The organism is Mycobacterium sp. ACS4054 (assembly GCF_001667275.1).
Taxonomy (GTDB): Bacteria; Actinomycetota; Actinomycetes; order Mycobacteriales; family Mycobacteriaceae; genus Mycobacterium.
On the sequence record NZ_LZHV01000041.1, the window covers coordinates 338,793 to 363,535 of the forward strand.

At 67.0% G+C, this 24,743-nt stretch carries 26 protein-coding genes and 1 pseudogene; 7 read left to right on the plus strand and 20 right to left on the minus strand.

Annotated features, from left to right (window positions below; genetic code table 11):
* Positions 1-4: 4 nt before the first annotated feature.
* From A5730_RS10400 to A5730_RS10450, 11 genes and pseudogenes are all read right to left on the minus strand, one after another.
* Positions 5-409 carry a hypothetical protein gene (locus tag A5730_RS10400; protein ID WP_231994660.1) on the minus strand — a complete coding sequence of 135 codons (405 nt, stop codon included), beginning with the start codon at positions 407-409 and terminating at the stop codon, positions 5-7.
* Between the two features lie 11 nt (positions 410-420).
* Positions 421-963, minus strand: coding sequence for a carboxymuconolactone decarboxylase family protein (locus A5730_RS10405; protein ID WP_231994661.1), 543 nt, complete (start codon positions 961-963; stop codon positions 421-423).
* Between the two features lie 2 nt (positions 964-965).
* Positions 966-1,805 (minus strand): TauD/TfdA family dioxygenase, encoded by an 840-nt coding sequence (locus A5730_RS10410; protein ID WP_067899144.1) that lies wholly within the window; start codon positions 1,803-1,805, stop codon positions 966-968.
* A 28-nt stretch (positions 1,806-1,833) separates the two neighbouring features.
* Positions 1,834-2,157 carry a hypothetical protein gene (locus A5730_RS10415; protein WP_067899147.1) on the minus strand — a complete coding sequence of 108 codons (324 nt, stop codon included), beginning with the start codon at positions 2,155-2,157 and terminating at the stop codon, positions 1,834-1,836.
* A gap of 16 nt (positions 2,158-2,173) precedes the next feature.
* The gene (locus A5730_RS10420; RefSeq protein WP_067899151.1) at positions 2,174-3,442 is read right to left on the minus strand and encodes an aromatic ring-hydroxylating dioxygenase subunit alpha; all 1,269 of its coding nucleotides are present in this window, start codon (positions 3,440-3,442) and stop codon (positions 2,174-2,176) included.
* A 19-nt stretch (positions 3,443-3,461) separates the two neighbouring features.
* Positions 3,462-4,205, minus strand: a complete 744-nt coding sequence (locus tag A5730_RS10425; protein ID WP_067899653.1) for an SDR family NAD(P)-dependent oxidoreductase — start codon at positions 4,203-4,205, stop codon at positions 3,462-3,464.
* An 11-nt stretch (positions 4,206-4,216) separates the two neighbouring features.
* Positions 4,217-4,486, minus strand: a pseudogene (locus A5730_RS10430) (2Fe-2S iron-sulfur cluster-binding protein); the annotation flags it as partial.
* Positions 4,487-4,601: 115 nt separating this feature from the next.
* Positions 4,602-5,054 (minus strand): MarR family winged helix-turn-helix transcriptional regulator, encoded by a 453-nt coding sequence (locus A5730_RS10435; RefSeq protein WP_067899158.1) that lies wholly within the window; start codon positions 5,052-5,054, stop codon positions 4,602-4,604.
* On the minus strand, positions 5,038-6,300 hold the full coding sequence (locus tag A5730_RS10440; RefSeq protein WP_067899161.1) for an amidohydrolase family protein: 1,263 nt from the start codon (positions 6,298-6,300) through the stop codon (positions 5,038-5,040). The genes A5730_RS10435 and A5730_RS10440 overlap by 17 nt, the downstream gene beginning before the upstream one ends.
* Positions 6,297-6,635: a hypothetical protein gene (locus A5730_RS10445; RefSeq protein WP_197506224.1), complete on the minus strand. Its 339-nt coding sequence runs from the start codon at positions 6,633-6,635 to the stop codon at positions 6,297-6,299. The genes A5730_RS10440 and A5730_RS10445 overlap by 4 nt, the downstream gene beginning before the upstream one ends.
* Complete coding sequence (locus A5730_RS10450) at positions 6,632-7,900, minus strand: aromatic ring-hydroxylating dioxygenase subunit alpha (protein WP_067899163.1); 1,269 nt, start codon at positions 7,898-7,900, stop codon at positions 6,632-6,634. Before A5730_RS10450 ends, A5730_RS10445 begins: the two co-directional genes overlap by 4 nt.
* A 141-nt stretch (positions 7,901-8,041) precedes the next feature.
* Here A5730_RS10450 and A5730_RS10455 point away from each other — a divergent pair, with 141 nt between their 5' ends.
* The 5 genes from A5730_RS10455 to A5730_RS10475 all read left to right on the plus strand — a co-directional run bounded on the left by A5730_RS10455 (position 8,042) and on the right by A5730_RS10475 (position 12,810).
* Complete coding sequence (locus tag A5730_RS10455) at positions 8,042-9,484, plus strand: aldehyde dehydrogenase (RefSeq protein WP_082946790.1); 1,443 nt, start codon at positions 8,042-8,044, stop codon at positions 9,482-9,484.
* 62 nt (positions 9,485-9,546) lie between these two features.
* Positions 9,547-9,909 (plus strand): hypothetical protein, encoded by a 363-nt coding sequence (locus A5730_RS10460; RefSeq protein ID WP_067899169.1) that lies wholly within the window; start codon positions 9,547-9,549, stop codon positions 9,907-9,909.
* Between the two features lie 76 nt (positions 9,910-9,985).
* A complete protein-coding gene (locus A5730_RS10465) occupies positions 9,986-11,011 on the plus strand; it encodes a hotdog fold thioesterase (RefSeq protein ID WP_067899171.1) in 1,026 nt (341 codons plus the stop codon).
* Between the two features lie 122 nt (positions 11,012-11,133).
* The gene (locus tag A5730_RS10470) at positions 11,134-12,339 is read left to right on the plus strand and encodes an amidohydrolase family protein (RefSeq protein ID WP_067899175.1); all 1,206 of its coding nucleotides are present in this window, start codon (positions 11,134-11,136) and stop codon (positions 12,337-12,339) included.
* A gap of 93 nt (positions 12,340-12,432) precedes the next feature.
* Entirely contained in the window at positions 12,433-12,810 is a 378-nt protein-coding gene (locus A5730_RS10475; RefSeq protein ID WP_067899177.1) for a hypothetical protein, read from the plus strand.
* Here A5730_RS10475 and A5730_RS10480 read toward each other — a convergent pair.
* The 3 genes from A5730_RS10480 to A5730_RS10490 are packed head-to-tail and all read right to left on the minus strand — an operon-like array spanning position 12,773 to position 15,081.
* Positions 12,773-13,072: a hypothetical protein gene (locus A5730_RS10480; protein ID WP_067899179.1), complete on the minus strand. Its 300-nt coding sequence runs from the start codon at positions 13,070-13,072 to the stop codon at positions 12,773-12,775. The two genes, A5730_RS10475 and A5730_RS10480, sit on opposite strands and share 38 nt — an antisense overlap.
* 1 nt (position 13,073) lies before the next feature.
* Positions 13,074-14,567 carry a molybdopterin-dependent oxidoreductase gene (locus A5730_RS10485; protein WP_067899183.1) on the minus strand — a complete coding sequence of 498 codons (1,494 nt, stop codon included), beginning with the start codon at positions 14,565-14,567 and terminating at the stop codon, positions 13,074-13,076.
* Between the two features lie 22 nt (positions 14,568-14,589).
* Entirely contained in the window at positions 14,590-15,081 is a 492-nt protein-coding gene (locus tag A5730_RS10490) for an oxidoreductase (protein WP_067899186.1), read from the minus strand.
* 220 nt (positions 15,082-15,301) lie between these two features.
* Here A5730_RS10490 and A5730_RS10495 point away from each other — a divergent pair, with 220 nt between their 5' ends.
* Positions 15,302-17,272 carry a SpoIIE family protein phosphatase gene (locus A5730_RS10495; protein WP_067899189.1) on the plus strand — a complete coding sequence of 657 codons (1,971 nt, stop codon included), beginning with the start codon at positions 15,302-15,304 and terminating at the stop codon, positions 17,270-17,272.
* Here the strand turns inward: A5730_RS10495 and A5730_RS10500 are convergent.
* From A5730_RS10500 to A5730_RS10525, 6 genes are all read right to left on the minus strand, one after another.
* Entirely contained in the window at positions 17,269-18,513 is a 1,245-nt protein-coding gene (locus A5730_RS10500) for an acyl-CoA dehydrogenase family protein (RefSeq protein ID WP_067899191.1), read from the minus strand. The two genes, A5730_RS10495 and A5730_RS10500, sit on opposite strands and share 4 nt — an antisense overlap.
* Positions 18,510-19,652: an acyl-CoA dehydrogenase family protein gene (locus A5730_RS10505; protein ID WP_067899195.1), complete on the minus strand. Its 1,143-nt coding sequence runs from the start codon at positions 19,650-19,652 to the stop codon at positions 18,510-18,512. Before A5730_RS10505 ends, A5730_RS10500 begins: the two co-directional genes overlap by 4 nt.
* A 95-nt stretch (positions 19,653-19,747) precedes the next feature.
* Positions 19,748-20,719 carry an alpha/beta hydrolase gene (locus tag A5730_RS10510; protein WP_067899197.1) on the minus strand — a complete coding sequence of 324 codons (972 nt, stop codon included), beginning with the start codon at positions 20,717-20,719 and terminating at the stop codon, positions 19,748-19,750.
* Positions 20,720-20,824: 105 nt separating this feature from the next.
* The gene (locus tag A5730_RS10515) at positions 20,825-21,973 is read right to left on the minus strand and encodes an amidohydrolase family protein (protein ID WP_067899199.1); all 1,149 of its coding nucleotides are present in this window, start codon (positions 21,971-21,973) and stop codon (positions 20,825-20,827) included.
* Positions 21,970-23,010, minus strand: a complete 1,041-nt coding sequence (locus A5730_RS10520) for an amidohydrolase family protein (protein WP_067899202.1) — start codon at positions 23,008-23,010, stop codon at positions 21,970-21,972. Before A5730_RS10520 ends, A5730_RS10515 begins: the two co-directional genes overlap by 4 nt.
* The gene (locus tag A5730_RS10525) at positions 23,007-23,390 is read right to left on the minus strand and encodes a Rieske (2Fe-2S) protein (RefSeq protein ID WP_231994662.1); all 384 of its coding nucleotides are present in this window, start codon (positions 23,388-23,390) and stop codon (positions 23,007-23,009) included. The genes A5730_RS10520 and A5730_RS10525 overlap by 4 nt, the downstream gene beginning before the upstream one ends.
* 126 nt (positions 23,391-23,516) lie before the next feature.
* On the opposite strand from A5730_RS10525, the gene A5730_RS10530 reads away from it, so the two are divergent.
* Positions 23,517-24,743 (plus strand): cytochrome P450, encoded by a 1,227-nt coding sequence (locus A5730_RS10530; RefSeq protein ID WP_067899205.1) that lies wholly within the window; start codon positions 23,517-23,519, stop codon positions 24,741-24,743.

The following is a 24,743-nucleotide window of genomic DNA, read 5'->3' on the forward strand; positions in this document are numbered from 1 at the left end:
GAAGTCAGCCCACGGCCGTTATCCCGGCGTTGGATATGGTGAAGCCGCGCCCCGAGGTCACCGTGCACGTCACGCCGGCCGTCTCGGACCGGCAGCTGAACGGCCCGGCGCCGGCCGTCTGGCCATAGCCGAGGCTCGGCGTGCCTTCCGGCGGATTGGCCAGACAACCCTCACCGGCGCAGCGCGAAAGGACACCGGCGGCGTCCATGGTCACCGACTGCGGCGGGGTGATGCTGAAACAGAACGCCCCATCGGGGATGCCGCGGCGCTGGTAGTCGATCTCGCAGCTGATGTTGCGCGACGGGGACAGGAAGGCCACGTAGTTGTCCGGATCCGCGGCGGCGCAGGGAACGAAGGCAACGGCACCGGCCAAGGCGGTCGCCGCGGCGGTCAGCGATTTTGTCAACACAGGAGACAACCTTACGACTCGTCCGCAACGCCGAAGGTGTTCACGGCCATCGCCAGCAACAGGTATCCGCCGATGGTGAAGACCAGATCCATGCGTTGCCGGTCGCCGAAGGCGCGGCCCAGCTCGTCCCAGGTGGACTGGCTGACGTTGCTGTCGGCCGTCAACTCGTCCACGGCGCGAATCACCGTCCGGTCCAACGGATCCAGACCCTCCCCGCAGCGGATGCCGTCGATATCCCGCGAACTCAGTCCGGCTCGTTCCGCGATGGGCAGGTGGTGCGACCACAGGTAGTGACAGTCGGCGAGGTGAACCACCCGCAGCAGCGCAACCTCGCGAATCCGCGGCGACAGCGTCGAGCCCTTGAGCAGGTAGGCGTTGAACGGAAGGTAGGCGCGGGTCAGGTCGGGATGGCGCACCAGGGTCGACAAGACGTTGCCCGCGCCGCCGGGATTCGCCCGCTCCGCGGGTATCAGTGACGCCAGCGAGGCGCGGGCGCGCTCATCCCATTCCTCGGCGGGCAAGGGCGTCAACCGAATTGGGCGCGGACCGGTCACGGCTATTGGATCGGCTCGTCACCGAGCACGGTCGTGCGCAGCATCTCGCGCTGCGAGCTCGGATCATAGGGAGCGGCCCGGTGCAGCACCCCGCGGTTGTCCCAGATGACGGTGTCACCCACCGACCACGTGTGGCTGTACACCTTGTCCGCCCCCGTGGCCCGCTCGAGCAGTTCCTCGAGCAGCGCCCGGCCCGCGTCGAGGTCCATGCCCACCACGTAGTCGGCCGACGCGCCCAGCACCAGTGACTTTCGGCCGCTGCGATGGGTCCATACCAGCGGGTGTTCATGGGTGCGCCGGGATCGCCAGGCGGCCACCTGCTCGGGTGTGGGGTTCCGATGGGCGCGCCGCTGCGAGGCCTCCAAAGAGTGCACCACACGCAGGGAACCGAAGCGGCGCTTCTCCTCGTCGGTCAATTCGTCGTAGGCGGCGTAGGAGTTGGCGAATTCCGTTTCGCCGCCCCAGTCGGCGATCTGCACCGCCGACAGCACGGTGGCCTTCTGCGGGTACTCGTCGTCGAGGGGCGTGCAGCCATCGATGTGCCAGTCGAACGTCGCCTTCAGGATGGCCGCCGAGGAGTTCTTCGACGGATCCAGCGTGATCGGATAGATGCCGGCGACCGGGTGGTGGCCGTCGGCCGAGTGATCGACCTCCCCCAGCCGGCGACAGAACTCGACCTGGACCTCGGGGGTGAGCCCCAGACCGCGGAACACCAGAACGCCGTTGTGCTCCAACGCATCCAGGATGGCCCCGCCCTCGTCGGCAGCCAGGCGGGCCGGATCGAGGCCGGTCACCTCCGCGCCGACGGACGCCGTGAGCTTGGTGATGGTGAGCAGACTCATGGTCCGTCCTTCCTGGTTGAGAGCCGGGTCACGGCGCCGGCTCGACGGTCCGGATCATGACCGCGTCCGCGGCGCTGACCGGAACGGGCTGGTGCATGATCTCCACCGCCATCGCGACCATGATCAGCGAATAGATCATGCGCAGGAGGTTGAGCGCGTCGTCGGGCAGGCTGTCGAGGGGAAACTTGTCGCAATAATCGATCGCCTCTTCGAGCCGCGGGAAGAACGCGTCGTAGAACTCGTGCATCTCGGGCATCGAGCTGGTGACCCTGGCGTTCCAGCGCTCGGTTTCGGTTGCCAAACACCACCTTTGGGCATACTTCTCCAACTCGGCGAACGCGCTGGGCAGCATGGCATCGGACACCGGGCTACACCCCCGCCGGCTCGGCGGCGCGTTCGCGCCGGTAGGCGTCGACCCAATCGACGACGACCTTGTGCAGATGGCGCACCAGGATCTCCTGGTCGCTCAGCGGAAACTCGTCGACGATGCCGTATTCCAGCGCCGCCTGCGTGCCACCGAGCATCCCCGCGTCCTGCAGCGCGAATTCCTTGAGCACCACCGACGCCACCTCGTGTTCGACGCGTTCGCGCACACTGCGGGCGGGGTGGAAGTACGTGTAGGCCTCGAAGCGATGCGTGTTGTGCGAGGTGGGCCAATACCGGTAGAGCAGATACCAGCCGCCGTAGATCAATATCTCGATGTTGGGGAAGATCTGGAAATTGCTGATCCCCCACGGCTCGATGCCGCCCGGGTTGAGGCCGGGCGGCAGCTCGCCGACATCCGGTGTGCGCCAGGGTCCGACCAGCCCGCTCTTGGTGGCCCGCTCGATCGGGTACATGTACTCCTCGGGCAACAGCCACCGTCGCCGCCCGGCCGTCGACACCAACCGGTGCGGTCCGTCGAGCTGGAAATGCCCGCACGTGAATCCGGCGTTCGGGTCCCGAACGTCGGGCGGCACCTGCTGCGGATGCAGGGAGGGCACGTGGTAGTACTCCTGAAACGCGTCGGCGAAGATCTTCCAGTTGCTGTTGTTGTGCGCCACCCACTCGTAGCGCTCGGTCAACTTGTCGAAGGGGTAACCGTCGAGGCCGGTTACCATGGGCCCGAGGAACTCCCGCAGCGTCTGGCGGGGCTCGGCGTCGAGGTTGATGAATATGAACCCGTTCCAGACGTCGCAGTGCACGGGCCGCAGCCCGTACTCGGACGGGTCGAGGTCGAAGAATTCGCCCTGCTGCTGCACAAATTTCAGGGCGCCCTCGAGGTCGTAGCGCCATCCGTGGTACTTGCAGGTGAACTGCCGGCAGGTACCCCTCGTCTCCTGGGCGGGAAAGTCGTTCCATACCAACTTGTTTCCCCGGTGTCGGCAGACGTTGTAAAAGGCGCGGATGCGCTCGTCGCGGCCCTTCACCACGATCACCGACGTCCCGACGACGTCGATCTCCTTGGTCAGGTAACTGCCGACGCGGGGCAGCTCCTCGACCCGGGCGACGTTCAGCCAAGCACGCTTGAAGACCGCCTCCCGTTCGAGTTCGTAGAATTCGGGCGAGGTGGAGTCGGCGAACGACACCGGGCCGGTGCCCAATTCGGGATAGTGCTCGGTCCAGGACCCCTCCGCGGGCCTGCCTGATCGCGTCATCGCAGCCTCCTGATCGACGTCACAACACCGCCCCACCGTTGACACCCAAGACCTGGCCGGTGATGAACCTGGCCTCCTCCGAGCACAGGAACCCCACCGCCGCGGCGACGTCCGCCCCGGTGCCCAGGTGGCCCAGCGGGATGTTGGCGGCGATCTGCTCGTTGGAGGGCAGATAGCCGGCGGCCTGGCCCCGATGCTGCATCGGCGTCTCGATGCCCGAGGGCGGGATGGTGTTGACCGTGATCCCGTGCGACGCGTACTCGCGCGCCAGGGATTTGGTCAGCGTGATAACGCCGCCCTTGGACGCCGCGTAATGGGCGGCGAACGGTGAGCCGCGCTGGGCGCTCGACGACGAGATCATCACGATCCGGCCCCAATTGGCGTCGACCATGTCCGGCAGCGCGATCTGGCAGCAATGAAAGGTGCCCGTCAGATTGACGTCGACGATCCGTGCCCAGGCCTCGGCGGTGATGTCGGCGAAGGGCGAAAAATCGAACAGGCCGGCGCTCGTCACCAACACCGTGACCGAGCCCAACTCGCTACGAACCTTGGCGAAGGCCTGCTCGAGCGCGGGCCGGTCGGTGACATCGGCGCCCACGCCGATCGCGGTCACGCCCCCCGCACGCAGGTCGTCGGTGACGCGTTGCGCCGCCTGCTCGTTGACGTCGAGCACGGCGACCCGGTGGCCGCGCCGGCCCAGCTCGTGGCAGGTCGCTTCGCCCATGCCCGAGGCGCCACCCGTCACCACGGCCACCCTGCCCATCGACTCTCCGTTCACTCGTAGACCACGTGCACCGTGCGACTGGTCGGCAACGCCTGGCAGGTCAGCACCCAACCCTCGTCGACCTCGTCGTCGTCGAGCGCGTCGTTGTTGAGCATGCGCGCGCTCCCCTGCGTCAGGCGCGCCATGCACGTTGCGCAGGAACCGGTTTCGCACGACGACGGTGCGGCCAAACCCGCCATGCGGGCGGTCTGCAGCAGGGTGTCGCCCGCACTGTAGGGCACCGTCGTGGTGCGCCGGTCCAGCTCTATGGTCACTTTCTCGGTCACGACCCCGTCGCTATCGCGCGACCCCGCCCCGGTGGTCGCAGTGGGCTCTGACATCCCCCCGACAATATCAACTACTTGCGATCATTATCAAGTACTAGATATTCGCTCTTCAGTTGTCGACGTGATCGTTGAAAAGCTCATGGCCGGTGCCCTTTTCGACCACGCGGCCCAACAGTTCCCGCAGGGTCTGCTGCTCCTGCACGGTGAGGACACCGAAAACCCTCTCGTGAGCGGCGATGGCATCGTTGACGACCGTCCCCGCGACATTGCGGCCCTCCTGCGTCAGGTAGGCCTGCAGGATGCGGCCGTGCTGGGGGTCGCGCTTCCTTTCCACCAGGCCGCGGCGCTCCAGAGCGGTCAGCGCGAGCTGAACGCCCTGCGGGCTGATCAACAGGCGTCGCGCGAGTTCGGCTCCGGAAAGGCCGGGCTCGTTGGCGAGTTGGCGCAGCACGCCGATCTGGGCGGTGCTGACCCCGTGCACCCGCATCGAATCGTTGATCGTGGTCAGCGAGTAATAGAAGGCCTGCTTGAGCAACCACAAGATGTTATCGGTGAGTTCCATCGCCGCCTCCCTGCTTGAAGATTTCGCCGCCCTTCATGACGAACGACACCTCGAGCGTGGTGCCGATGTCCTGCGAGGGATCGCCGGGGACGGCGATGACGTCGGCGAGGCACCCGGGAGCCAGGCGGCCCAGTTCGTCGTCGGCGTCGATGAGCTCCGCGGCCACCACCGTGGCGGCCCGGATCGCCTGCATCGGCGTCATCCCCCGCTGCACCAGCGCCCCAAGCTCCTTGGCGTTGTGGCCGTGCGGAATCGCCGGCGCGTCGGTTCCGCACGCGATGCGCACCCCGGCGGCAATCGCCTTCGGCAGCATGGCCTTTGCCCGGGGGAACACCTCTTCGGCTTTCTTGCGCAGCTCCGGCGCGATGCGGTCGACGGCCATCGCCTCGGTCAGATAGGTGGTCGAAACCAGGAAGGTGCCGTGATCGACCATCATCTGGATCGTGTCGTCGCTGGCCAGGAATCCATGCTCGATGCAGTCGATCCCGGCCCGGATGCAAGCCCGGATCGCCGAGTCGCCGATGGCATGTGCGGCCACCCGCACCCCGGCCCGGTGCGCTTCGTCGGCGATCGCGGCGAACTCGGCGTCGGAGTATTGCTGGGCGCCCGGGGCCGTGCTGTGCGACATCACGCCGCCGGACGCCGACACCTTGATCAGCTTCGCACCGTGCCGAATCTGGTAACGCACACAGGCGATCACGTCCGGGACACCGTTGGCGATGCCCTCCGCCACCGACAGCGGCATGATGCCGGGCGCGAGCCGCTGGAACACCGTCGGATCCAGGTGCCCGCCGTACGGCGTCACGGCGTGGCCGGCTGGATAGATCCGCGGCCCCGCGTGCCAGCCCTGGTCGATGGCGCGCTGCAGCGCCACGTCGAGCAGGTAGCCCCCGGTCTTGACCATCAGCCCCAGGTTGCGGACGGTGGTGAAGCCCGCATCCAACGTGGTGCGAGCATTGACCGCACCCCGCAACGTGCGATAGGCCGGGTCATCCTGGACGCCGTGCATCGGTGACGGCAAACCCTCGGGTCCACCGGGGCCGCCGATCAGCAGGTTGAGTTCCATGTCCATCAGCCCCGGCAGCAGCGTTACGTCGCCCAGGTCGATGACGGTGGCCGAATCCGGCACCCCGCCTTCGGGATTGACGGCGGCGATGCGCTCGCCCTCCACGACCACCACCGCCGGCGAGCGCACCCGGCCGTCGACCACGTCGGCCCACCGCGCGGCCCGTAAGACGGTGGTCATGGAACGGGCTCGGACACGCAATCCAGGGTGGACGCACCGGAGTCGGGCACCCGCGGCTGCTTCCAGCACTCCACCGGAAACGACACCATGATCATCGAATACAGCAGGTGCATGAGATTGAGCACGTCGTCGGGCAGGTCGTCCAGGGAGAACTTGTCGCAGTACGCCAGGGCCTCTTCCGCCCGCGGCGTGATGGCGTCGTAGAAGGCCTTCATGTCCGTCATGGTGCTCGCCAGCCTCTTGGCGTAGCGCTCCGGCTCGGAACCCAGGCACCAGTCCGTGAACGGCTCCAGGTCGGCGAATTCGCTTGGCAGCATGGGCGACATCGCGCTCACACTCCCGCCGGCAAGGTGCGGCGATACTGATCGATCCACGCGGCGGTCTCCTTGTGCAGGTGCCGGATGAGGATCTCCTGGTCGCACAGCAAGAACCGGTCGAGAACCTGGGACTCGATCATGCTCTGCGTCGCCTCGAGCGTGTTGGCGTCCTGCAACCCGTATTCCTTGAACGAGACCGCCGCCAGTTCCTGGGCGACGCGCTCACGCGGGGTGCGCGGCTGCGGGAAGTACAGCGTTCCCTCGAAGATGTGCGAGTTGTAGGAGGTCGGCCAGTAGTGGTAGGTCAGATACCAGCCCTGCCCCCAGAAGAGAATCACGAAGTTGGGGAACAGTTGGAAGGAGTCCAGCCCCCACGGGTCGCACTTCGCCGGGTTCAGCCCGGCGGGCATCTCGCCGAGATCCGGCTTGTCCCACGGGCCGAACAGCCCGCTCTGGCAGATGTCCTCGATGGGCTTGCGCATCTCCGCCGACATCTCCCAGGCCCGCACGCCCGAGGTGCTGACCAACCGGTGCGGGCCGTCCAATCGATAGTGCGGGGCCTCGAACCCGGCCTCGGCGGCGGCTTTTGAGTACGCGGTCGGTGACTGGTTCGCATGCAGCACGGGCGCGTGATAGAACTCCTGGAACGCGTCCATGTAGAGCTTCCAGTTCGCCTTGACCTCCGAGCGGTAGTACCAGCGCGAGGTCATCTTGTCGAACGGATAGCCCTCCAGCCCGGTGACCATCGGCCCGAGGAATTCGCGCAACGACTGTTCGGGCTTCTTGGCGAAGTTGACGAAGACGAAGCCCTCCCACACCTCGCAGTGCACCGGCACCAACCCGTAGCGACTCTTGTCGAGGTCGAAGAACTCCTCCTCCTGCTGCACGAACGTCAGGTTGCCGTCGAGGTCGTACCGCCAGGCGTGGTACTTGCAGGTGAACTGGCGGCACACGCCGCTGGTCTCCTCGAGCGGCATGTCGTTCCACACCAGCTTGTTGCCGCGGTGGCGACACACGTTGTGATACGCCTTGATCTCCCCGGACTTGGTGCGCACCACGATGATCGAGGTGTTGACGGCTTTGAGCTCTTTGGTGAAGTAACTTCCGGTACGCGAAAGTTGCTCAACCCGGCCAACATTGAGCCACGCACGCTTGAAGATGGCTTCGCGCTCCAACTCGTGGATCTCCGGGTTGATGGAATCCTCGTACGAGACCGGTCCGGTTCCCAGCTCGGGGTAATGCTGCGTCCAGCTGCCCTCCGGCGGCTTGGGGAATCGAGCCATGATCGCTCCTATCCGATCTCCGGGGGGCCCGGTTCGCTTCGAATAGCCGCGCCGCCACCGGTTTCAGTGATTCCTCGGGGCCGACGGTATATGCTCGACCGAGGAATCGCAAGTAGTTGATATTGCTGACGGGAGTCCTCGATGGAGCATGACCTTGGGTTGAGGATCGCTCCCGGCAGCCCGGTGCGGGCGCACGCCGACGCATTCGAGGTCATCTCCCCGCACACCGAGCAACCCATCGCCGAGGTGGCCGCCGCCGGGGCGGCCGACGTCGACGCGGCGGTCACCGCCGCCCGCTCGGCGGTCGAGGGGCCCTGGGGGCGGACGGAGCCGGCCGAACGGATCGCGGCGATCCGGCGCCTCACCGAGATCTACGATCAACGCCGCGCCGAGATGGCCGGCGTCCTCACCGCCGAGATCGGCGCTCCCATCACCTTCTCCCAGCGCGCGCAGGTCGGCCTGCCCGCGATGATGATGCGAGCGTTCTGTGACCTGGCCGAGCGGCACGCCTGGAAGGAGACCCGCCGGGGCTTCTTCGGCGCCGACGTGCACGTGCACAAGCAACCCGTTGGCGTCGTCGCCGCGATCGTGCCGTGGAACATGCCCCAATTCCTCATCACCACCAAACTGGTGCCCGCGCTGCTCGCCGGCTGCGCGGTTGTGCTCAAACCCGCGCCCGAATCACCCTTGGACGCTTTGCTTTTGGCGGAGATGCTGGAAGAACTCGACCTGCCCCCTGGCGTGGTCAGCGTGCTGCCCGGCGACAGTGCGGTGGGTCAGGTCCTGGTGTCCCACCCCGGCGTGGACAAGGTGTCGTTCACGGGATCGACGGCGGCGGGCCGGGCCGTGGCTGCCGCCTGCGCGCCCAACCTCACGAAGGTCAGTCTCGAACTCGGCGGCAAGTCGGCCGCCGTCATCCTCGACGACGCCGCTCCCGAGGCGGTCGCGACAGGCGTGCGGTCGGCCAGCCTGTCGAACAGCGGCCAGATCTGCAACGCCCTGACCCGCGTGTTGGTCCCCGGCCATCGGGAGGACGAGTACGTCGACGCGCTCGCCGCCGAGATGACCGCCCTGCGGGTGGGCGATCCCAACGATGCCGGCACGCAGCTGGGGCCGCTGGTCTCGCGCCGGCAACAGGAACGCGTCTGCGATTACATCCGGGTCGGCCAGGACGAGGGCGCCCGCCTCGTCATCGGCGGGACCGAGATGCCCGACGGGCTGGACCGGGGCTGGTACGTCAAACCCACCCTGTTCGCCTCCGCCGAAAACACGATGCGCATCGCCCGCGAGGAGATCTTCGGGCCGGTGATCACCGTCATCCCCTATCGCGACGAGGACGACGCGGTCGCGATCGCCAACGACTCCGAGTACGGCCTGGCCGGATCGGTGTGGACCGCCGACACGGAGCGCGCCTTGTCGATCGCGGCGCGGGTGCGCAGCGGCACCCTCGGCGTCAACCAGGGCTACACCATGGATCCGTTCGCCCCCTTCGGCGGCGTGAAGGGTAGCGGTTACGGACGCGAACTGGGCCCCGAGGGCATCGACAGCTACCTGGAAACCAAATCCATCGCGGTCGCGCCCTGACAATTGGGATCGGTAACGGGAAGCGGGCGCGAGACTTTCGCCAGTCAAGCGAAAGGAACGTTGTGGACACCATCCGCACCCTGAGGAACGTCATTGCCGGCGCGTTGCTGTCGGGCGGCCTGGCCGTCGCCGGCGCCGGGCTCACCGCGACCACGGCCCACGCCGACAACCCCGACTGGGGTCCGGCGCACCAGTGGTGCCCCGGGCAACCCCTGCCCGCCACCGGCAACCACGTCACCGATCCCTTCCGGGGCTGGGACATGAACGTGTGCCACACCTATTACTACCTGTGGCCCGGGATGGGCAACGTCTCCAACATGATCTGGGACGGCGACAACCCACCGCCCAAGCCGCCGCCCCCGCCCGCCCTCATCAACAAAGACAACTGCCAGCAGATCCTCGGAATTTTCTGCCCGCGGGCATAGGCGCCACCGGCCGGCATGCGCGGTAACCTCATTCTCATAGCGCGAGCACCGCGCCGAGGAAGGGGACGAAGCGCTCATGGCCGACCTTGGCGACTACGTCGAAGTGACGCGGGGCGACCGCTTCATCCGAACGGCCGTCGAGATCCTGGGCGAGACCGGACGCACCGACTTCACGGTGCAAGAGGTCGTGGCCCGCTCCAAAACCTCGCTGCGCGCGTTTTACCAGCATTTCAGCAGCAAGGACGAACTGCTGCTGGCACTGTTCGACCGGACCATCGCGCACTCGGTCCAGACCTGGCGCGCCGAGACCGAGGGCCTGGCCAGCACCGCCGCGCTCAAGCTGGTGATCGACCGCATCAGCCAGCAACCGGAATCCAGCACCCAAGACAGCCTCAACCGCGCGCTGACCCTCTACAACCAGCACTTGGCGGAGACGCGCCCCCGCGATTACGCGCGGGTGCTCTCGCCGCTGCATCGACTGATCCGCGACATCGTGGGGCAGGGCATCACCGAGGGGGTGTTCAACCCGGGGCTGGACGTCGCGGCGGCGGCCGCCATCGTCATGCAGACCGTGATGGGCGCGCAGCGGTTGCATTGGCTGGGTGCGGAATTGAACGGGGCCCCGGTCGACGTCGGGCACCTCTACGAATTCTGCAGTCGCGCCCTGGGCATCCGCGACGCTGAGGAGTCGAGCCCGCCGTCGCTGTCGGAGCTGTTCGCCCAGATCGGCATGCGGCCGGGCACCCGCGAGGGCGAATTCGCGATGACGATGCCGGTCAGCCCGGCCGTCGTCAACACCTCCGGCGCGTTGCAGGGCGGCTTGGTCGCGACGCTCGTCGACGTCGCCGCCGGGCAGTTCGGCCTGGACTACCTGGCGCCGGGCACCACGATGACGACGGCGGACCTCTTCGTTCGTTACCTGCGCCCGATCCGGCAGGGCTCCGCCTTCGCGGTGCCCCGGATGCTGCGCTCCGGGCGGCGGGCGATGGTGATGCAGGTGGACATCTACGGCGACGACGACGAGCTGCTGGCGACCGCGACCGTGAACTTCGCCGTGATCAACGGGAAGACGCCGGAGCTGCCCAACTGGCCGGGCACCTAGTCCCGCGCGTCACGCCAGCGTGACCAACCGGGCCGGCGGGCAGCGCTACACGCGGCGTCACATGAGTGGTAACGTCATTACCACTTACCGAGAATTCGAAACTTCCGCCCAAGGAGATCGCCATGCCGTCCCGCGAACTTTCCTTCCCCGTATTCGACGCGGACAACCACATGTACGAGCCGCAGGAGGCGCTGACCAAGTTCCTGCCCGAGAACCGCAAGCGCGTCATCGACTATGTCGAGGTCCGCGGCCGCACCAAGATCGTGGTGCGCGGCCACATCAGCGAGTACATCCCGAACCCGACGTTCGAGGTGGTGGCGCGCCCCGGGGCGCAGGAGGACTACTTCCGCAACGGCGCGCAGGGCAAGAGCTACCGCGAGATCCTCGGGGAGCCGATGAAGGCCATCCCCGCCTTCCGCGAACCCGGCGCGCGGCTCGAGGTCATGGACGAGCTGGGCATCGACTACGCCCTGATGTTCCCGACGCTGGCCAGCCTGGTCGAGGAGCGCATGAAGGACGACCCGGAGATGACCCACGACGTCATCCACGCGCTGAACCAGTGGATGTACGAGCAGTGGTCGTTCAATTACCAGGACCGCATCTTCGCCACCCCGGTCATCACCCTGCCGATCGTCGAGCGGGCGCTCGAAGAACTCGAATGGGTTCTCGAGCGCGGCGCACGCACCGTCCTGGTGCGCCCGGCGCCGGTGCCCGGTTACAAGGGCAGCCGGTCGTTCGGCCTCGAGGAGTTCGACCCGTTCTGGCAGGCCTGCATCAAGGCCGAGCTTCCCGTCTCGATGCACGCCTCGGACAGCGGCTATTCCGAATTCGCCAACGTGTGGGAGCCCGGCGACGAGTTCCTGCCGTTCAAGCCGACCCCGTTCCGCAGCCTGGTGATGGGCCACCGGCCGATCATCGACGCGATGGGTGCGCTGGTGTGCCACGGCGCGCTGTCCCGCAACCCGGAGCTGCGGATCCTGTCGATCGAGAACGGCGCCGACTGGGTGCCGGACCTGTTCAAGGGACTCAAGGGCGTCTACAAGAAGATGCCGCAGGCGTTCAGCGAGGACCCCATCGAGGCGTTCAAGCGCTGTGTCTACATCACCCCGTTCTGGGAGGACCGGTTCGCCGAGATCGTCAAGATGGTCGGCACCGACCGGGTCCTCTTCGGATCCGACTGGCCGCATCCCGAAGGCCTCAAGGACCCGATCTCCTTCGTCGACGAGCTCACCGACTTCGACGAGGCGGACGTCGCCAAGATCATGGGCGGCAACCTGATGAAGCTGATGAAGGTCTCTGCGGATTCGAAGAAACCCGTCTCGGCCTGATCGGTCGTCGGTGCCGGACGGCCCGGCGTATAGACCGCCGTCGCGGGGTATACGCCCCGGTGACGACTTGGTCCGCGGCCAGAAGGAGGACGGGTGGAGACGGCATCGGAAGGCCGGGCGTCGGTGGCTATCGACGCCGACGTCGAGTTCCTCGCCGAGCAAGTCGAGGCCCTGGAAGCTTTGGGCCGAAACGATTCGGTCGGCGAGGGCGAGGTCTACGACTTCAGCGTCCGCTGGGGTGCGGCACTTGCGGGCCGGCTTCCCCGGCTGGTGCACTACAGCTCCCTCGGTCTGCTTGACGACGCCGACCAGCGGCGCTTCTCCTCGCTGTGCGCCGACCTGCGCAGGGTTTCCGATCTCGCCGAGAGCTTGGGGCTGCCGCGCCCGGCTCTGTCCGCCGGAGAGGCCGCGACGGCCAAGCGACACCGCGGATTCAGGATGCCGTCGCGTTTCCCGACGCGTCGTAGCTGAGGAAGTCGTTCTGCGGCAACACGATCCCCGTGCGCGGCTTCGGGCATTCCGGATTGCGGCAAGTCAGGGCCACCATGTACGCGTCATTGTCCTCGTTGAGGAACAGGAACCCGAGGTGCAGGGCGTGGCCGACGTCGAAGTCGGTTCCGCCACACTGCTCGCAGTGGCCGCCCTTGGCGCTGATGTTTTCCAGCACCCGGTGCCGCGCAGCGGAATTCAGGTCGATGAGCTCCGGGCGCACGGCCGGGTTGTGCTCGGTCATGTCAAATCTCCACGTCCTTGTCGTAGTGGACATGGTCCTCACGCCAGCCGCCCAGCCCTTTGCCGATGCCGGAATAGTCGTTGATGAACTCGATCCCGTTTATCCATTTGACCATCTTGAAGCCGACCTGGGTTTCCACCCGCAACCGCAGCGGCGCACCATGTTTGATGGGTAGCGGCCGGCCGTTCATCTCGTACGCCAGCAGCGTCTGCGGCTTGTAGGCGAGTTCGAGGTCCATCACCTCGTAGAACTGGCCCCCCGGCGTCTCTGCCGCGGGTTCGTCACGGCCGGTGTCCTGCATGCTCAGGAAGCAGATGTATTTGGCTTGCGGCAACGGCCGCACGACGTCGGCCAGTTGGGCGAGCAGGATCCCGCTCCATTCGCCGATGCTGGTCCAGCCCTGCACGCAGTTGTGCATCGTGCGCTGCGTGTGCCGTTCGGCGAGCGCGCGCAGCGCGGCGAGGTCCAGTGTCACCGGGTTTTCCACGAGTCCGCCGACCGGTAGCCGCCAGTCGACGAAGCTATGGACCGCCATCACCTTGTATTCGGTGCTGGCGGGCGGCTTTCCGTTCACCCGGTGATCTTCGGTCAACTTGCGGACCGGATAGTCCTGCCGGGAGTTCAGCGGGCGCAGCAGGAGCAGCCGGACGCGGGTGACCACGGCGCCGAGCAGGCGACGGACTTGAACGGGGCGCCGAAGGCTCCACTTGGTGGCCGCGATGTGGATGGCGACGATCGCTCCGATGATCACGAAAGACAGTGCCGTCGCCCAATTGATGTTGCGGACCGAGCCGAAGATCATCGACGCCGTCAGTTGACCCCAGCCCCAGAAGAAGATCATCGACAGATGAATCAAGATGAAGATGACGAAGGCCAGCAACCCCAGGAAATGCAGGCTTCTGGCCCATTGCCGACCGCCCCACATCCGCACGTACCACGGGAAGCGCGCCTCGATCGCCGGGGATTGCGCGGCGCCTGTCAAGATCTGGAATGGCGCGAGGACGAAGACGACGCCGGCGTAGGTCAGTTTCTGAATGGCGTCCAGGGGCTCACCGGGCAGCAGTGGCGGCAGGTTGAACGAGAGGTACGTGACGATGTCGTTGGCGGCCTCGGGAAAGATCGACCACGAATACGGCCAGTAACGGTGCCACTGCCCGGTCGCGAAAAGCAGCACGTAGTAAGACAACCCGAGCAGAATCCAGCAGATCACCGTGAAGAAGTGCCAGTGGCGGCCCATCCCCAATTTCTTGTGACCGGGCAGCGCGACCAGGGAGCTGTAGGACTCTTCCTCGTCGAGGGTGTCGTACAGCCGGTCGCGCGGCATGACCTTGCGGGTGAAGCGCGCCCATTCGCTGCCGGGTTTGCTGTCGTCGTGCCAGTACAACTTGGGGTGGGTGGCGAGGATCTCGATGCCGCTGCGGATGATCAGCGTGACGAACAGGACGTTGAGCCAATGGTCCACTCGCAGCCACGCCGGGTAGTCGAGCGTCGTCATGCCTGGGCTCTCCTCAGTCGTATCACTGTTGGCGTTGCGGGTAGGCCACGTTGATGCCGGACAGCACCGTCGTGTGCACCGCGATGAAGCCGGCGGCGCACACCATCGCCAACGTCCCCGGCGCCAGGTCCCAGCGGCCCGTCAACGCCTCCAGCCCCGGCAGGCGGAACCACCGGCTGACCAGGTAGATGGCAAGGAAGGCAAGGCAGGTCAGGCTGCCGAGGTACCAGCCCGCCTGCGGCACATGCGGTTTGAGGGTGAACGCCATCGCGGCGACGGCCGTCAGGCAACAGATCGCCAGCAGCGCCGCGTAGACGGCGAAGTACCCGGGCGTCCCGGGTTCCGTGGCGAAGACGTAGGCGTGCACCGCCAGCAGACCCACCAGCAGCGAAGCGCCCAACGCGGTTACCGTGCGCGGCAGGTTGAAGGCGACCCAGCCATTTAGGGTGAGCACCGGTGCGGACCAGACGGTTCGCCACAGCGAGATCAACCGCCCGGGGACGACATTGACCATGGCCGCGTGATACCCGCGCTGAGTAATTACAAACGGTCCTGGTTTAATTGCCGGCGCCGAGGCTGAACTCGGCGTAGCCGCACGCCACGCGAGGGAAATTGATGCGCCGAGCACGAGTCCGCCGTTGATACGCTTGATGTCTGTGCCTGGCGAGTGCTCAGCGATTTTTGACCAGCTTGCGGGACTCGGTCCGAGGAAGGGTCCGTAGGAGGGACGGTCAATGGCCGCCGAGAGGAACTGGGACAAGACCGTGGGTGCGGCCGACGACGTCCGCCGCATCTTCGAGAATGTCCCCGCGCTGTTGGTTGGCCTGGACGGGCCCGACCACCGCTTCGTCGCGGTCAACGCCGCCTACCGGACGCTCAGTCCGCCGATCGACACCATCGGCCTGCTTGCGCGGGAGGTCTACCCCGAGCTGGAGAGCCAGCAGATCTTCCAGATGTTCGACCGGGTGTACGAAACCGGCGAGCCGCAGTCGGGCACCGAGTGGCGGGTGCAGGCCGACTTCGAGGGCTCGGGGACCGCACAGGAACACTTCTTTGACTTCATCGTCACCGCGCGGCGCGACGACGACGGCTCGATCGAGGGCGTGCAGCTCGCCTTCGTCGACGTGACCGACCGGGTGCGGGCGCGGCTGGCCGCCGAGTCCCGCATGGAGGAGTTGTCCGAGCGGTACCGCAATGTCCGCGATTCGGCGACCGTCATGCAGCAGGCGTTGCTGGCACCGTCGGTGCCCGTCGTTCCCGGCGCCGACGTCGCGGCCGAGTACCTGGTCGCCGCGCAGGACACCGCGGCCGGTGGCGACTGGTTCGATGCGATACCCCTCGGGGATCGACTGGTTCTCGTCGTCGGCGACGTCGTCGGCCACGGCGTCGAAGCGGCCGCGGTGATGTCGCAATTGCGCACCGCGCTGCGGATGCAGATCTTGGCCGGCTATCCGGTCGCCGAGGCGCTGGCGGCCCTCGACCGCTTCCACGAACATGTTCCGGGCTCGAGGTCCGCCACCATGTGCGTGGGATCGCTCGACTTCACCACGGGCGAGTTCCAATACTGCACCGCCGGACACCCACCGCCGCTGCTCGTTCAGGCGGACGCCGAATCGCGCTATCTCGAGCCGTCCGGTGCCGGCCCGCTGGGCAGCGGCACAGGTTTTCCGGTGCGCACGGAAATATTGGATGTCGGTGACTCCGTCATGCTCTACACCGACGGCTTGATCGAACGCCCGGGCCGGCCGCTGATGGCCAGCACCGCCGAATTCGCCGAATTGGCGGGCAACATCGCGGGCGGCCAGGGCGGCTTCGTGATCGACTCCTCGCGGCGGCGCATCGACCGAATCTGTTCGGAGACTTTGGAATTGCTGCTGCGTCCGACCGGCTACAACGACGACATCACACTGCTTGCCGCGCAACGGCGGACGGCGCCGCCACCGTTGCAGATGACGGTGGACGCGACGATTCAGGCTGCCCGTGCGGTCCGCGGCCGCCTGCGCCAATGGCTCTCCGACGTCGGCGCCTCCCCCGACGACATTTCCGACATCGTGCACGCGGTCTCGGAATTCGTCGAGAACGCGGTCGAACACGGTTACGGCACAGAGGTTTCCGACGGGATCGTCCTCGAGGCTTCGCTGTCCGGCGACGGCAAGCTGTATGCGTCGGTCATCGACCACGGGCAGTGGAAGGATCACCGTGAAGGCGAGCAGGGCCGCGGACGCGGCCTTGCCATGGCCGAAGCCCTGGTGTCCAGTGCGCACGTCAGTCATGGGCCTGGGGGGACGACCGCCAGCCTGACGCACCGCCTGTCGCGGCCGGCCAACTTCGTCACCGACACGCTGGTCAGTCACGCTGATCGCCGGCGGTCGATCAACTTCGAATTTACCTGCGTGGTCACCGAACCCGGCCGCATCGTCGTCAGCGGCGACGTCGATTCCGGCACGGCCTCCACCCTGGATCGAAAGATCGCGGTCGAAAGCCGTTCCGGCGTCGCACCGTTGACGATCGATCTCAGCGGCGTGACCCAACTCGGCTCGGCCGGGGTCAGCGCGCTGGCCGCCGCCGGCGACCGGGCACAACGACAGGGCAGCGAGTATGTGCTGGTGGCCCCGCCGGGGACCCCGGCGCATCATGTGCTGTCGCTGGTCCAGATCCCGGTCGCCGGCGGCGGCCTCACGGAGAACCTCGTCACGGAGGGCTAGGGGCGGTCGGGCCGCAGGCCGTGCTTCACCTGTTTGAACGGCACGCCGCGGTCGGCCGCGAATTCCCGCGGGAAGCCCAGCACCCGCTCACCGATGACGTTGCGCGCCATCTCCGTGGTCCCGCCACCCATCGCGACGGTCTGGCGGGACAGGTAGCGCAGCCCGGTTTCCAGGCCCTCGCCGGGTTCCCCGACAACGCCGGCGCTACCGGCGATCGCCATGGCGGTGTCGACATTCACGAACACGGTCTCGGCGTGGAACAGCCTGATGAGTGTGCCGCCGGCCGGCGGCAGCGCGCCGTCTCGGACGCTGCGGTACACGTGGCCGATCAGCTGCTCGGCCACCGCGCGCTGCACCAATGCGCGGCCGGCCAGCTGCTCCACCCGTTCGTTACCGGCCTGGCCCGTCTTCTCGATAAGGCTCACGTAGTCAACGGGAATCGTGTTGCCGCCCTCGCTGCCGCTGCCGCTGGCGAACTCGGATCCCTGCCCCACCGCCCGGCGCTCGTGATACAGCTGCCGCGACGCCACCGCCCAACCGCCGTCGACCTCCCCGACGACGGCGTCGTCGGCGACGTCCACCCCGTCGAGAAACTCCTCGCAGAACTCGGTGGAACCGCTCAGCATCGTGATGCGGCGCAACGTGATTCCCGGGTGGGCGATCGGAACCAGGAACATAGTCAGGCCCTCGTGCTTGGGCACGTCCCAATTGGTGCGGGCCAGGCACAGCCCGTAGTCGGCGGCGAACGCGCTGGTGCTCCAAGTCTTGGCGCCGTTGAGTATCCAGCGGTCGCCCTGACGTTCGGCTCGGGTGAGGACGCCGGCCAGGTCGGAACCGCCGCTGGGCTCGGACAACAACTGCACCAGCACCTCGTCACCGCGCAGCGCCGCGGCGATGTGGCGCTTCTTTTGCTCCTCGCTGCCGGTGTCGAGCAGGGTGGCGCAGCAGATGGTGAAAGTGGGGGTGTTGAGGATCAGCGGCATCTCGTAGGTCAGCGATTCGGCGTCGAAGGCCTTCTGATACTCGTAGTCCAGCCCGAGACCGCCGTACTCGCGGGGGAAGCAGATGCCGGCGAATCCGCCTTCGTACAAACGCTTTTGGAGTTCTCGGGCCCGCACCCAGGATCGTTCGTCGTCGCGTGGGGCCGGCGGTGGTGACTCGGGGTCGACGGGCGGCATGTTGTCGGCCAGCCAGGCCCTGGCCCGGGCCGCGAAGTCGGCAACGGATTCGGTGGGGGTCATCGGTTCGAGCGACCCGCCTTCTCGTGTTCGTACACGCGCAGGTTGTGCTCCTCCGGTGTCCCGAACATGGAGCGGTACAACGTAACCCGGCGCAGGTAGAGGTGCAGGTCGTGTTCCCAGGTGACGCCGATGCCCCCGTGCATCTGCACGCAGGCCTGCACGATCTGGCCGGCCATCTCGCCCACGTAGGACTTGGCGACGCTGGCCGACAGGCCGGCACCGGGCGCGTGGGCGGCGACGTCGGCGACCGCCGCGGCCGTGGTGGCGCGGCAGGCCTCCAGCCACAGCTTCATGTCGGCGAACTTGTGCTTGAGGGCCTGATAGGACGCCAGCGGCCGCCCGAATGTGTGCCGGTCCAGGGCCCACTGGACGGTCAGATCGAACACCGTCTGCAGAACGCCGACCACCTCGGCGCACTGCAGGATCTGGGCGATTTGGCTCTGGCGTTCGATCAGCGCGGGCGTCTCGGCGGCGGTGCCGACGGCCGCCGATCGCTGCACCACCGCACCGTCGAAACGGACCCGGGCGTACTGCTTGACCAAATCGACCGACTGCTGCGGCACGATCGTCACGCCCGGCGCATCCGTGGGAACCAGGAACTGCCGGAGCTCGTCGCCGCAGCGCGCCACCACGAGCAGCACCGCGCTCTGCGCGCCCGCCTCGACCCGGTCCTTGGTGCCGTCGATCCGGTATCCCGAATCGGTCGGGGTGGCCGTCACCGACGCATTCAGCGGCGCCCAGCCCTGGCCCGGCTCCGAGACCGCCCACGACGCCACCGCTTCGCCGGACATCAGCGCCTCGATGGTGTCCGCGTGCGGCTCGCGGTCCGAGCATTCGACGAGCGCGGTCAGCACCACGCTGACGGGATACAACGGCCCGGGCGCCACCGTCTTGCCGAGCTGCTCGGCGACCATGGCCAGGTCCAGCAAGCCGCTGTCGGAGACGCTGCCGCCACCCAACTCCTCGGGCACCAACAGGCCCGTCCAGCCGAGCTCCGCGGCGCGCCGCCACCAGGCCGGGTCGAATGACACCCCGGCGGCGTGCAACTCCCGCACCCGGCGCAGCGGCGCTTCCTTCTCCAGAAAGGCTTTGGTCGTGGAGGTGAACAGCGTCTTTTCGGGAGAGTCGAGTGTGGTCATGCTGCCTCTCGGGGAGAGTTCACCGGCGTTTTCGATGGTAGCAACGGGCACTACGGTAAGAGATACCGGAGTTGTGTCGATAGCGGAGCGCGCCGCTACATGGCGAACACGCGGCGCAGCGAACGCGCGTGCAGGGCCCGGTTCTCCTGAGAAACAACCCAATCCGGGACCACCGAGTCGAACCCGTTGAATGCCGCTGCGATGACGTGCAATTCGGTGTGCACGTAGGCGTGCAACAGCCTGTTCGCGTAGTCGATGGCTTCGTCGCGGCACGGGTCGATCTCCGCACAGCTGATGAAGGTGGGCGGCAGGCCCTCGAGGTTCGCCCGGTGCGCGGGGACGTGTTGACCGCTGGCGCTGGCGTGCCCGAGGTAATGACCCCACGCTCGGCTCACCGCCGGCCCGTTGAGGCCCGGGGTGCGCTGGAACTCGCGCCGCGATTGGGTGGCGTCGGAGTCGAGCATCGGCTGGTGCAGGATCTGCACCAGGATCTGCGGGCCCTCGTCGTCGAACATGCGCTGACTCAGGCCCGCGACCAGCGCCGCACCCGCGTCGCGGCCCATCACCGCGATGCGGTTCACGTCCACGTTCAGCTCGGCGCAATTGCGGATGGCGTAGTAGAAGCCGGCCTCGACGTCGTCCAGGGCCGCCGGGCACGGGTGCTCCGGCGCGAGCCGGTAGTCGACCGAGACCAGCAGGCAACCCGCTTCCCTGGCCAGCTCCACGCAGCGCGCGTGGTCGGTGTCCAGGTTCCCGGTCACGAAGCCACCGCCGTGTGCGTACAAGACCAGGGGCGAACCCGACGCGGCCCCGTCAACGTCGGGACCCCGGTAGATGCGCAGACTCAGCTGGTGCCCGCCCGGTCCGGTGATGGTGCGCGTTTCGACCGAGACGCCGGCGGTGTCGACCTCCGCGGCGCGCTCGGCGGCGAGCCGGTTGGCGTGTTCCCGTTCGGCGGGCAGGGTCTCGGCGCGGAATTCGGCGATGCCCAGTGCGGCGGCGGCCTCCCGGAGCACCGGGTCGATGCGGGTAAGGCCCTGCGGCCGCGTCAGATTCGTTTGTGTCATACCCTCTCATCTTCCGGGCTGGTCATGCGTGCTCGGCCGGTCGCGGCGCGGGCCCTCTTCAAGGTAGACCTGCGATCGCGTGCCGCGAATGACGAGGTTCCGCTCTCAGCGTTCTCCGGGGAGCGCCTTGACCGTGGGCGGTAGCCCGTAGAGAGCGGTCGCGTTGCCGCGCATGATCCGCTCGCGCTGGTCGGCCGGGAATCGGTTGATCGCGTAGTCCGGCGAGTCGTAGCTCCAATGCGGGTAGTCCGTCGAGAACATCAGGTTGTCGCCCAGGTCCATCATTTCCAGGTATTGCCGAAACTGCACGGTGTCCGTGTCTTCCAGCGGCTGGGTGGTGAACCGGACGTGTTCGCGCACGTAGTCCGACGGGCGGCGCCGCACGTGCGGCAGGTCGCCGCGGCGGGCCTCCCAGATCCGGTCCATCCTCGACATCACCGGCATCGCCCACGTGAAGCCGCCCTCGACGAACACGATCCGCAGGTCGGGGTGGCGGTCGAACGCGCCGTCGAACACCAGGCTCATCAGGTGCGAGACGTAAAGCAGCGGCCAGGCGGCGAAGAAGTCGTGCCAGTGCGCCGGATTGCCGACCGGGTAAATCGGGATCAGCTCGAACGGCGTCTGCCCCATCAGGTGCGTGGCCACCGGGAAACCGTTGCGCGACGCGGCTTCATAGAGCGGGTCGAAATGCGGGTTGCCGAAAGGGATTCCGCGGGTCTGCGGCGTCATCAGGACCTGCGCCATGTACGGATGCCCCGCCCAGCGCTCGACTTCGCGCGCCGCCTGCTCGGGCGTCTGCGCGCTGACGCTGATCGATCCGCGCCAGCGGCCGTGCGCGTTGTTGGTGTCGAGCCACACGTCGGCAAGCCAATCGTTGTAGGCCGACTTCAGCGCGTGTTCGGCTTGCGGCAGTTGGGCGTCGCACATCGGCTCGAGCGTCGCGATGCTGACGCCGGCGTCGATCAGCAATTGCTTGGCGGCGAAGTCCGGGTCGCTGCCCGCGACCCCGCCGTTGGGCGGCCACGCGTCCATCCGCAGCGACGACGTCTTGTACGAATCCGGTGTGTCGTAGAAATGGGGCACCGGGGTGACCGCGTTGCCGGTCGGCCAGATCTTGTCCACCCATTCGGGCGCCGCGTACGACTTGAGCACGTCGGTCGAGACGGGCAAGGGGTGCACGTCGGTGTCGACGATGCTGACCGCTATCTCGTCGTGTTGGCCCGTCGGTGACTCGACTTGTTCGATCGTGGTCATCGGACACGCTCCTTCAGTCCGTACAGCTCGCTGGCGTTTCGCCACAACACCTTGTCGCGCTGGGTGGCATCGAGGCCCTCGGCGACGCTTCCCGGGGGCGAGGTGGACCAATGGGGATACGCCGACCCGTACATCAGCAGGTCGGCCTTGTCGGTGAAGTCCATCCAGCCCCGCACGTCGCCGGCATCCGTCGGCCCGTCGAACGCCGACGAGCAGAACCTGACGTGGTCGGGCAGGTATTCGCTCGGGTAGCGGTCCACCCAGGGCGTCTGATCGCGCATCGACACCCAGAAGGTGTCCAGTCGCCAGATGAACGGGGTGAGGATGTCGTATCCGCCGTCGGCGAAGACGAATTTGAGGCCGGGGTGCCTACCGAACACGCCCTCGATGATCAGGGTGGCCAGGTGCACGAAGTAATTCAGCGGCATGAACGCCGCGTATCCCGGATAGGTGTGGGCGTGCCCGGCGAAGGTGGGCGGATAGTCGACGCCATTGCCGCCGTTGATGTGCACCGCCACCGGCAGCCCGTGGGCGGCGGCGGCCTCCCAGATCGGCTCGAACATCGGTTTGCCGTACGGCTCGCGTGACTGCATCGGGACGCCGACCTGCACCAGCTTCGGGTGGTCGGCCAGCCGCTCGATCTCCGCGACGGCGCCCCTGGGGTCCTCGGGATTGACGCGGATGGTGCCCCGGAACCGATCGGCGGGGTCGGGCTCGAGCCAGCGGTCGAGCAGCCAGTCGTTGACCGCCGCGCAGATCCGGCTGTTCAGCAGGTAGTCGGCGATGTTCCCGCGGGTCAGCGGGTTGAGGATGGCGTAGTCGACACCGGCGTCGTCGAAGAGGTGCCGGCTGACGGTCTCGGGGTCCGATCCCGGGTAGTGCTCGCCGTAGAGGTCCTGCCGATAGTCGCCGCCCGGCGCGGAGTACCACTGTTGTTCGACGTCGGGGATCGCCCGCAGCTGGTGCGCGGCGGGCAGGTAACGCCGGATCTCGGCGTTGGAGCGGAAGTGCGGTTGCACGTTTGCGTCAATGATCATGCGGTGAGGTACACCTCCCCGTCGGTGACGTCGACGCGGTAGGTACGGATGCGCCGCGTCGGATCGGCCAGGTTTTGCCCGGTGGTGATGTCGAATTCCCAGTTGTGCCAAGGGCATCGGACGATCTGCCCATCGCGGACGCGCCGCAGTCCACCGGGTTCGTCCGGGTCGAACTCGTTGGTGCCGCCGATCAGGCCGAGGCACAGCGGGGCACCCTCGTGCGAGCAGTAATTCACGATCGCGTAGAACTCGCCCCGTACGTTGTACACGCCGACGCCGAACTTCCCGACGTCGACGAGCTTCATTCCGCCAGGCGGCAGCTCGTCCTGTGCGCACACAAATCGCCGCTCCGGCATTTGCATCACCGCCTCCGACGCCACGCAGCATCAATACTGTGCCCGTTACGGTAACCACGACAAGCCCGTTGGGCTTAGTTGCTATCTATACTATGATAGCGATATTCCCCGCGTACCGATCCGCTCAGCGGCTGTTCAGGAGGAGCGCTGATGACGCTCAGCACCGACCCCGCCAACCAGCCCGTCACCCTCGACTTCACCGGCGAAACCAGCCCGTATCCGTTCTTCGAATACATGCGGCGCACGGACCCGGTTTGGCACGGCGCGCTGGCGGACCACTCGCAGATGCCCGAAGAGATGCGGCCGAAGGACGAGTGGGTGCTGTTCGGTTACGACCCGTTGTTCCAGGCGTTCCGCGACGACCGCATCTTCAGCTCCCACAAATACGACGAGACCATCGGGTTGGTGATGGGCCACACCATCCTGGCGATGGGCGGCCGGGAACACCACGACCACCGCAACCTGGTGGCCAAGGCATTCCGCGCCACCGCGCTGGAACGCTGGGAGCCCTCGGTCATCGGACCGGTGTGCGACCGGCTGGTCGACGAGATCAAGAACGACGGGCACGCCGACCTGGTCAAGGCGGTGACGTTCGAGTTCCCCACCCGGATCATCTCCACGCTGCTCGGCCTGCCGCCCGAGGACCTCGACTTCTTCCGGCGGTTGTCCCTGGACCTCATCTCCATCCCGACCGACATCGTCGCCGGGCTGAACGCGGCGGCGGAGTTGCACGGCTACTTCCTCGAGCAGGTCGAGCAGCGCCGGCGCAAACTCACCGATGACATCATCGGCGACCTGGTGGCCGCGGAGATCGACGGCGAAAAGCTTTCCGACGAGGCCATCATCGCGTTTTTGCGGCTGCTGCTGCCCGCCGGACTGGAAACCACCTACCGATCGTCGGGCAACCTGCTGTACCTGCTGCTGACCCATCCCGAGCAGCTGGCGCAGGTCTATCACGACCGCTCGCTGATACCGATGGCGATCGAGGAGGGGCTGCGCTTCGAAACGCCGCTGACGATGGTCATGCGGACCACCACCCAGGAGGTCGAAATCGGCGGCAAGACAATCCCACCCGACGCGCAGATCGACATGTGCATGGGCTCGGCCAACCGCGACGAGAGCCGCTGGACCAACGCCAACGCCTTCGACATCCACCGGCCGCGCCAGGCGCACATCGCGTTCGCCGGCGGCATCCACATGTGCCTCGGCATGCATCTGGCCCGCCTCGAGACCCGGGTCATGCTGAACAGCCTGTTCGACCGCGTCAAGGATCTGGCCTTCGTGGCCGACGACGGAACCGGCCAGGAGTCCAAGATCGTGGGGCTGACCTTCCGCTCCCCCAACAAGCTTCCGGTCACGTTCGCCCCGGCCGCATAG

Coding starts and splice junctions, on each gene's coding strand:
- A5730_RS10420 (WP_067899151.1), bottom strand. CDS start 3,442: ATGACGCGATCAGGCAGGCCCGCGGAGGGGTCCTGGACCGAGCACTAT.
- A5730_RS10505 (WP_067899195.1), bottom strand. CDS start 19,652: ATGACCACACTCGACTCTCCCGAAAAGACGCTGTTCACCTCCACGACC.
- A5730_RS10520 (WP_067899202.1), bottom strand. CDS start 23,010: ATGATCATTGACGCAAACGTGCAACCGCACTTCCGCTCCAACGCCGAG.
- A5730_RS10485 (WP_067899183.1), bottom strand. CDS start 14,567: ATGACGACGCTCGACTACCCGGCGTGGCTGCGAGTGGACCATTGGCTC.
- A5730_RS10500 (WP_067899191.1), bottom strand. CDS start 18,513: ATGACCCCCACCGAATCCGTTGCCGACTTCGCGGCCCGGGCCAGGGCC.
- A5730_RS10530 (WP_067899205.1), top strand. CDS start 23,517: ATGACGCTCAGCACCGACCCCGCCAACCAGCCCGTCACCCTCGACTTC.
- A5730_RS10415 (WP_067899147.1), bottom strand. CDS start 2,157: ATGCTGCCCAGCGCGTTCGCCGAGTTGGAGAAGTATGCCCAAAGGTGG.
- A5730_RS10480 (WP_067899179.1), bottom strand. CDS start 13,072: ATGACCGAGCACAACCCGGCCGTGCGCCCGGAGCTCATCGACCTGAAT.
- A5730_RS10425 (WP_067899653.1), bottom strand. CDS start 4,205: ATGGGCAGGGTGGCCGTGGTGACGGGTGGCGCCTCGGGCATGGGCGAA.
- A5730_RS10450 (WP_067899163.1), bottom strand. CDS start 7,900: ATGGCTCGATTCCCCAAGCCGCCGGAGGGCAGCTGGACGCAGCATTAC.
- A5730_RS10495 (WP_067899189.1), top strand. CDS start 15,302: ATGGCCGCCGAGAGGAACTGGGACAAGACCGTGGGTGCGGCCGACGAC.
- A5730_RS10455 (WP_082946790.1), top strand. CDS start 8,042: ATGGAGCATGACCTTGGGTTGAGGATCGCTCCCGGCAGCCCGGTGCGG.
- A5730_RS10440 (WP_067899161.1), bottom strand. CDS start 6,300: ATGACCACCGTCTTACGGGCCGCGCGGTGGGCCGACGTGGTCGACGGC.
- A5730_RS10435 (WP_067899158.1), bottom strand. CDS start 5,054: ATGGAACTCACCGATAACATCTTGTGGTTGCTCAAGCAGGCCTTCTAT.
- A5730_RS10510 (WP_067899197.1), bottom strand. CDS start 20,719: ATGACACAAACGAATCTGACGCGGCCGCAGGGCCTTACCCGCATCGAC.
- A5730_RS10490 (WP_067899186.1), bottom strand. CDS start 15,081: ATGGTCAATGTCGTCCCCGGGCGGTTGATCTCGCTGTGGCGAACCGTC.
- A5730_RS10465 (WP_067899171.1), top strand. CDS start 9,986: ATGGCCGACCTTGGCGACTACGTCGAAGTGACGCGGGGCGACCGCTTC.
- A5730_RS10515 (WP_067899199.1), bottom strand. CDS start 21,973: ATGACCACGATCGAACAAGTCGAGTCACCGACGGGCCAACACGACGAG.
- A5730_RS10410 (WP_067899144.1), bottom strand. CDS start 1,805: ATGAGTCTGCTCACCATCACCAAGCTCACGGCGTCCGTCGGCGCGGAG.
- A5730_RS10470 (WP_067899175.1), top strand. CDS start 11,134: ATGCCGTCCCGCGAACTTTCCTTCCCCGTATTCGACGCGGACAACCAC.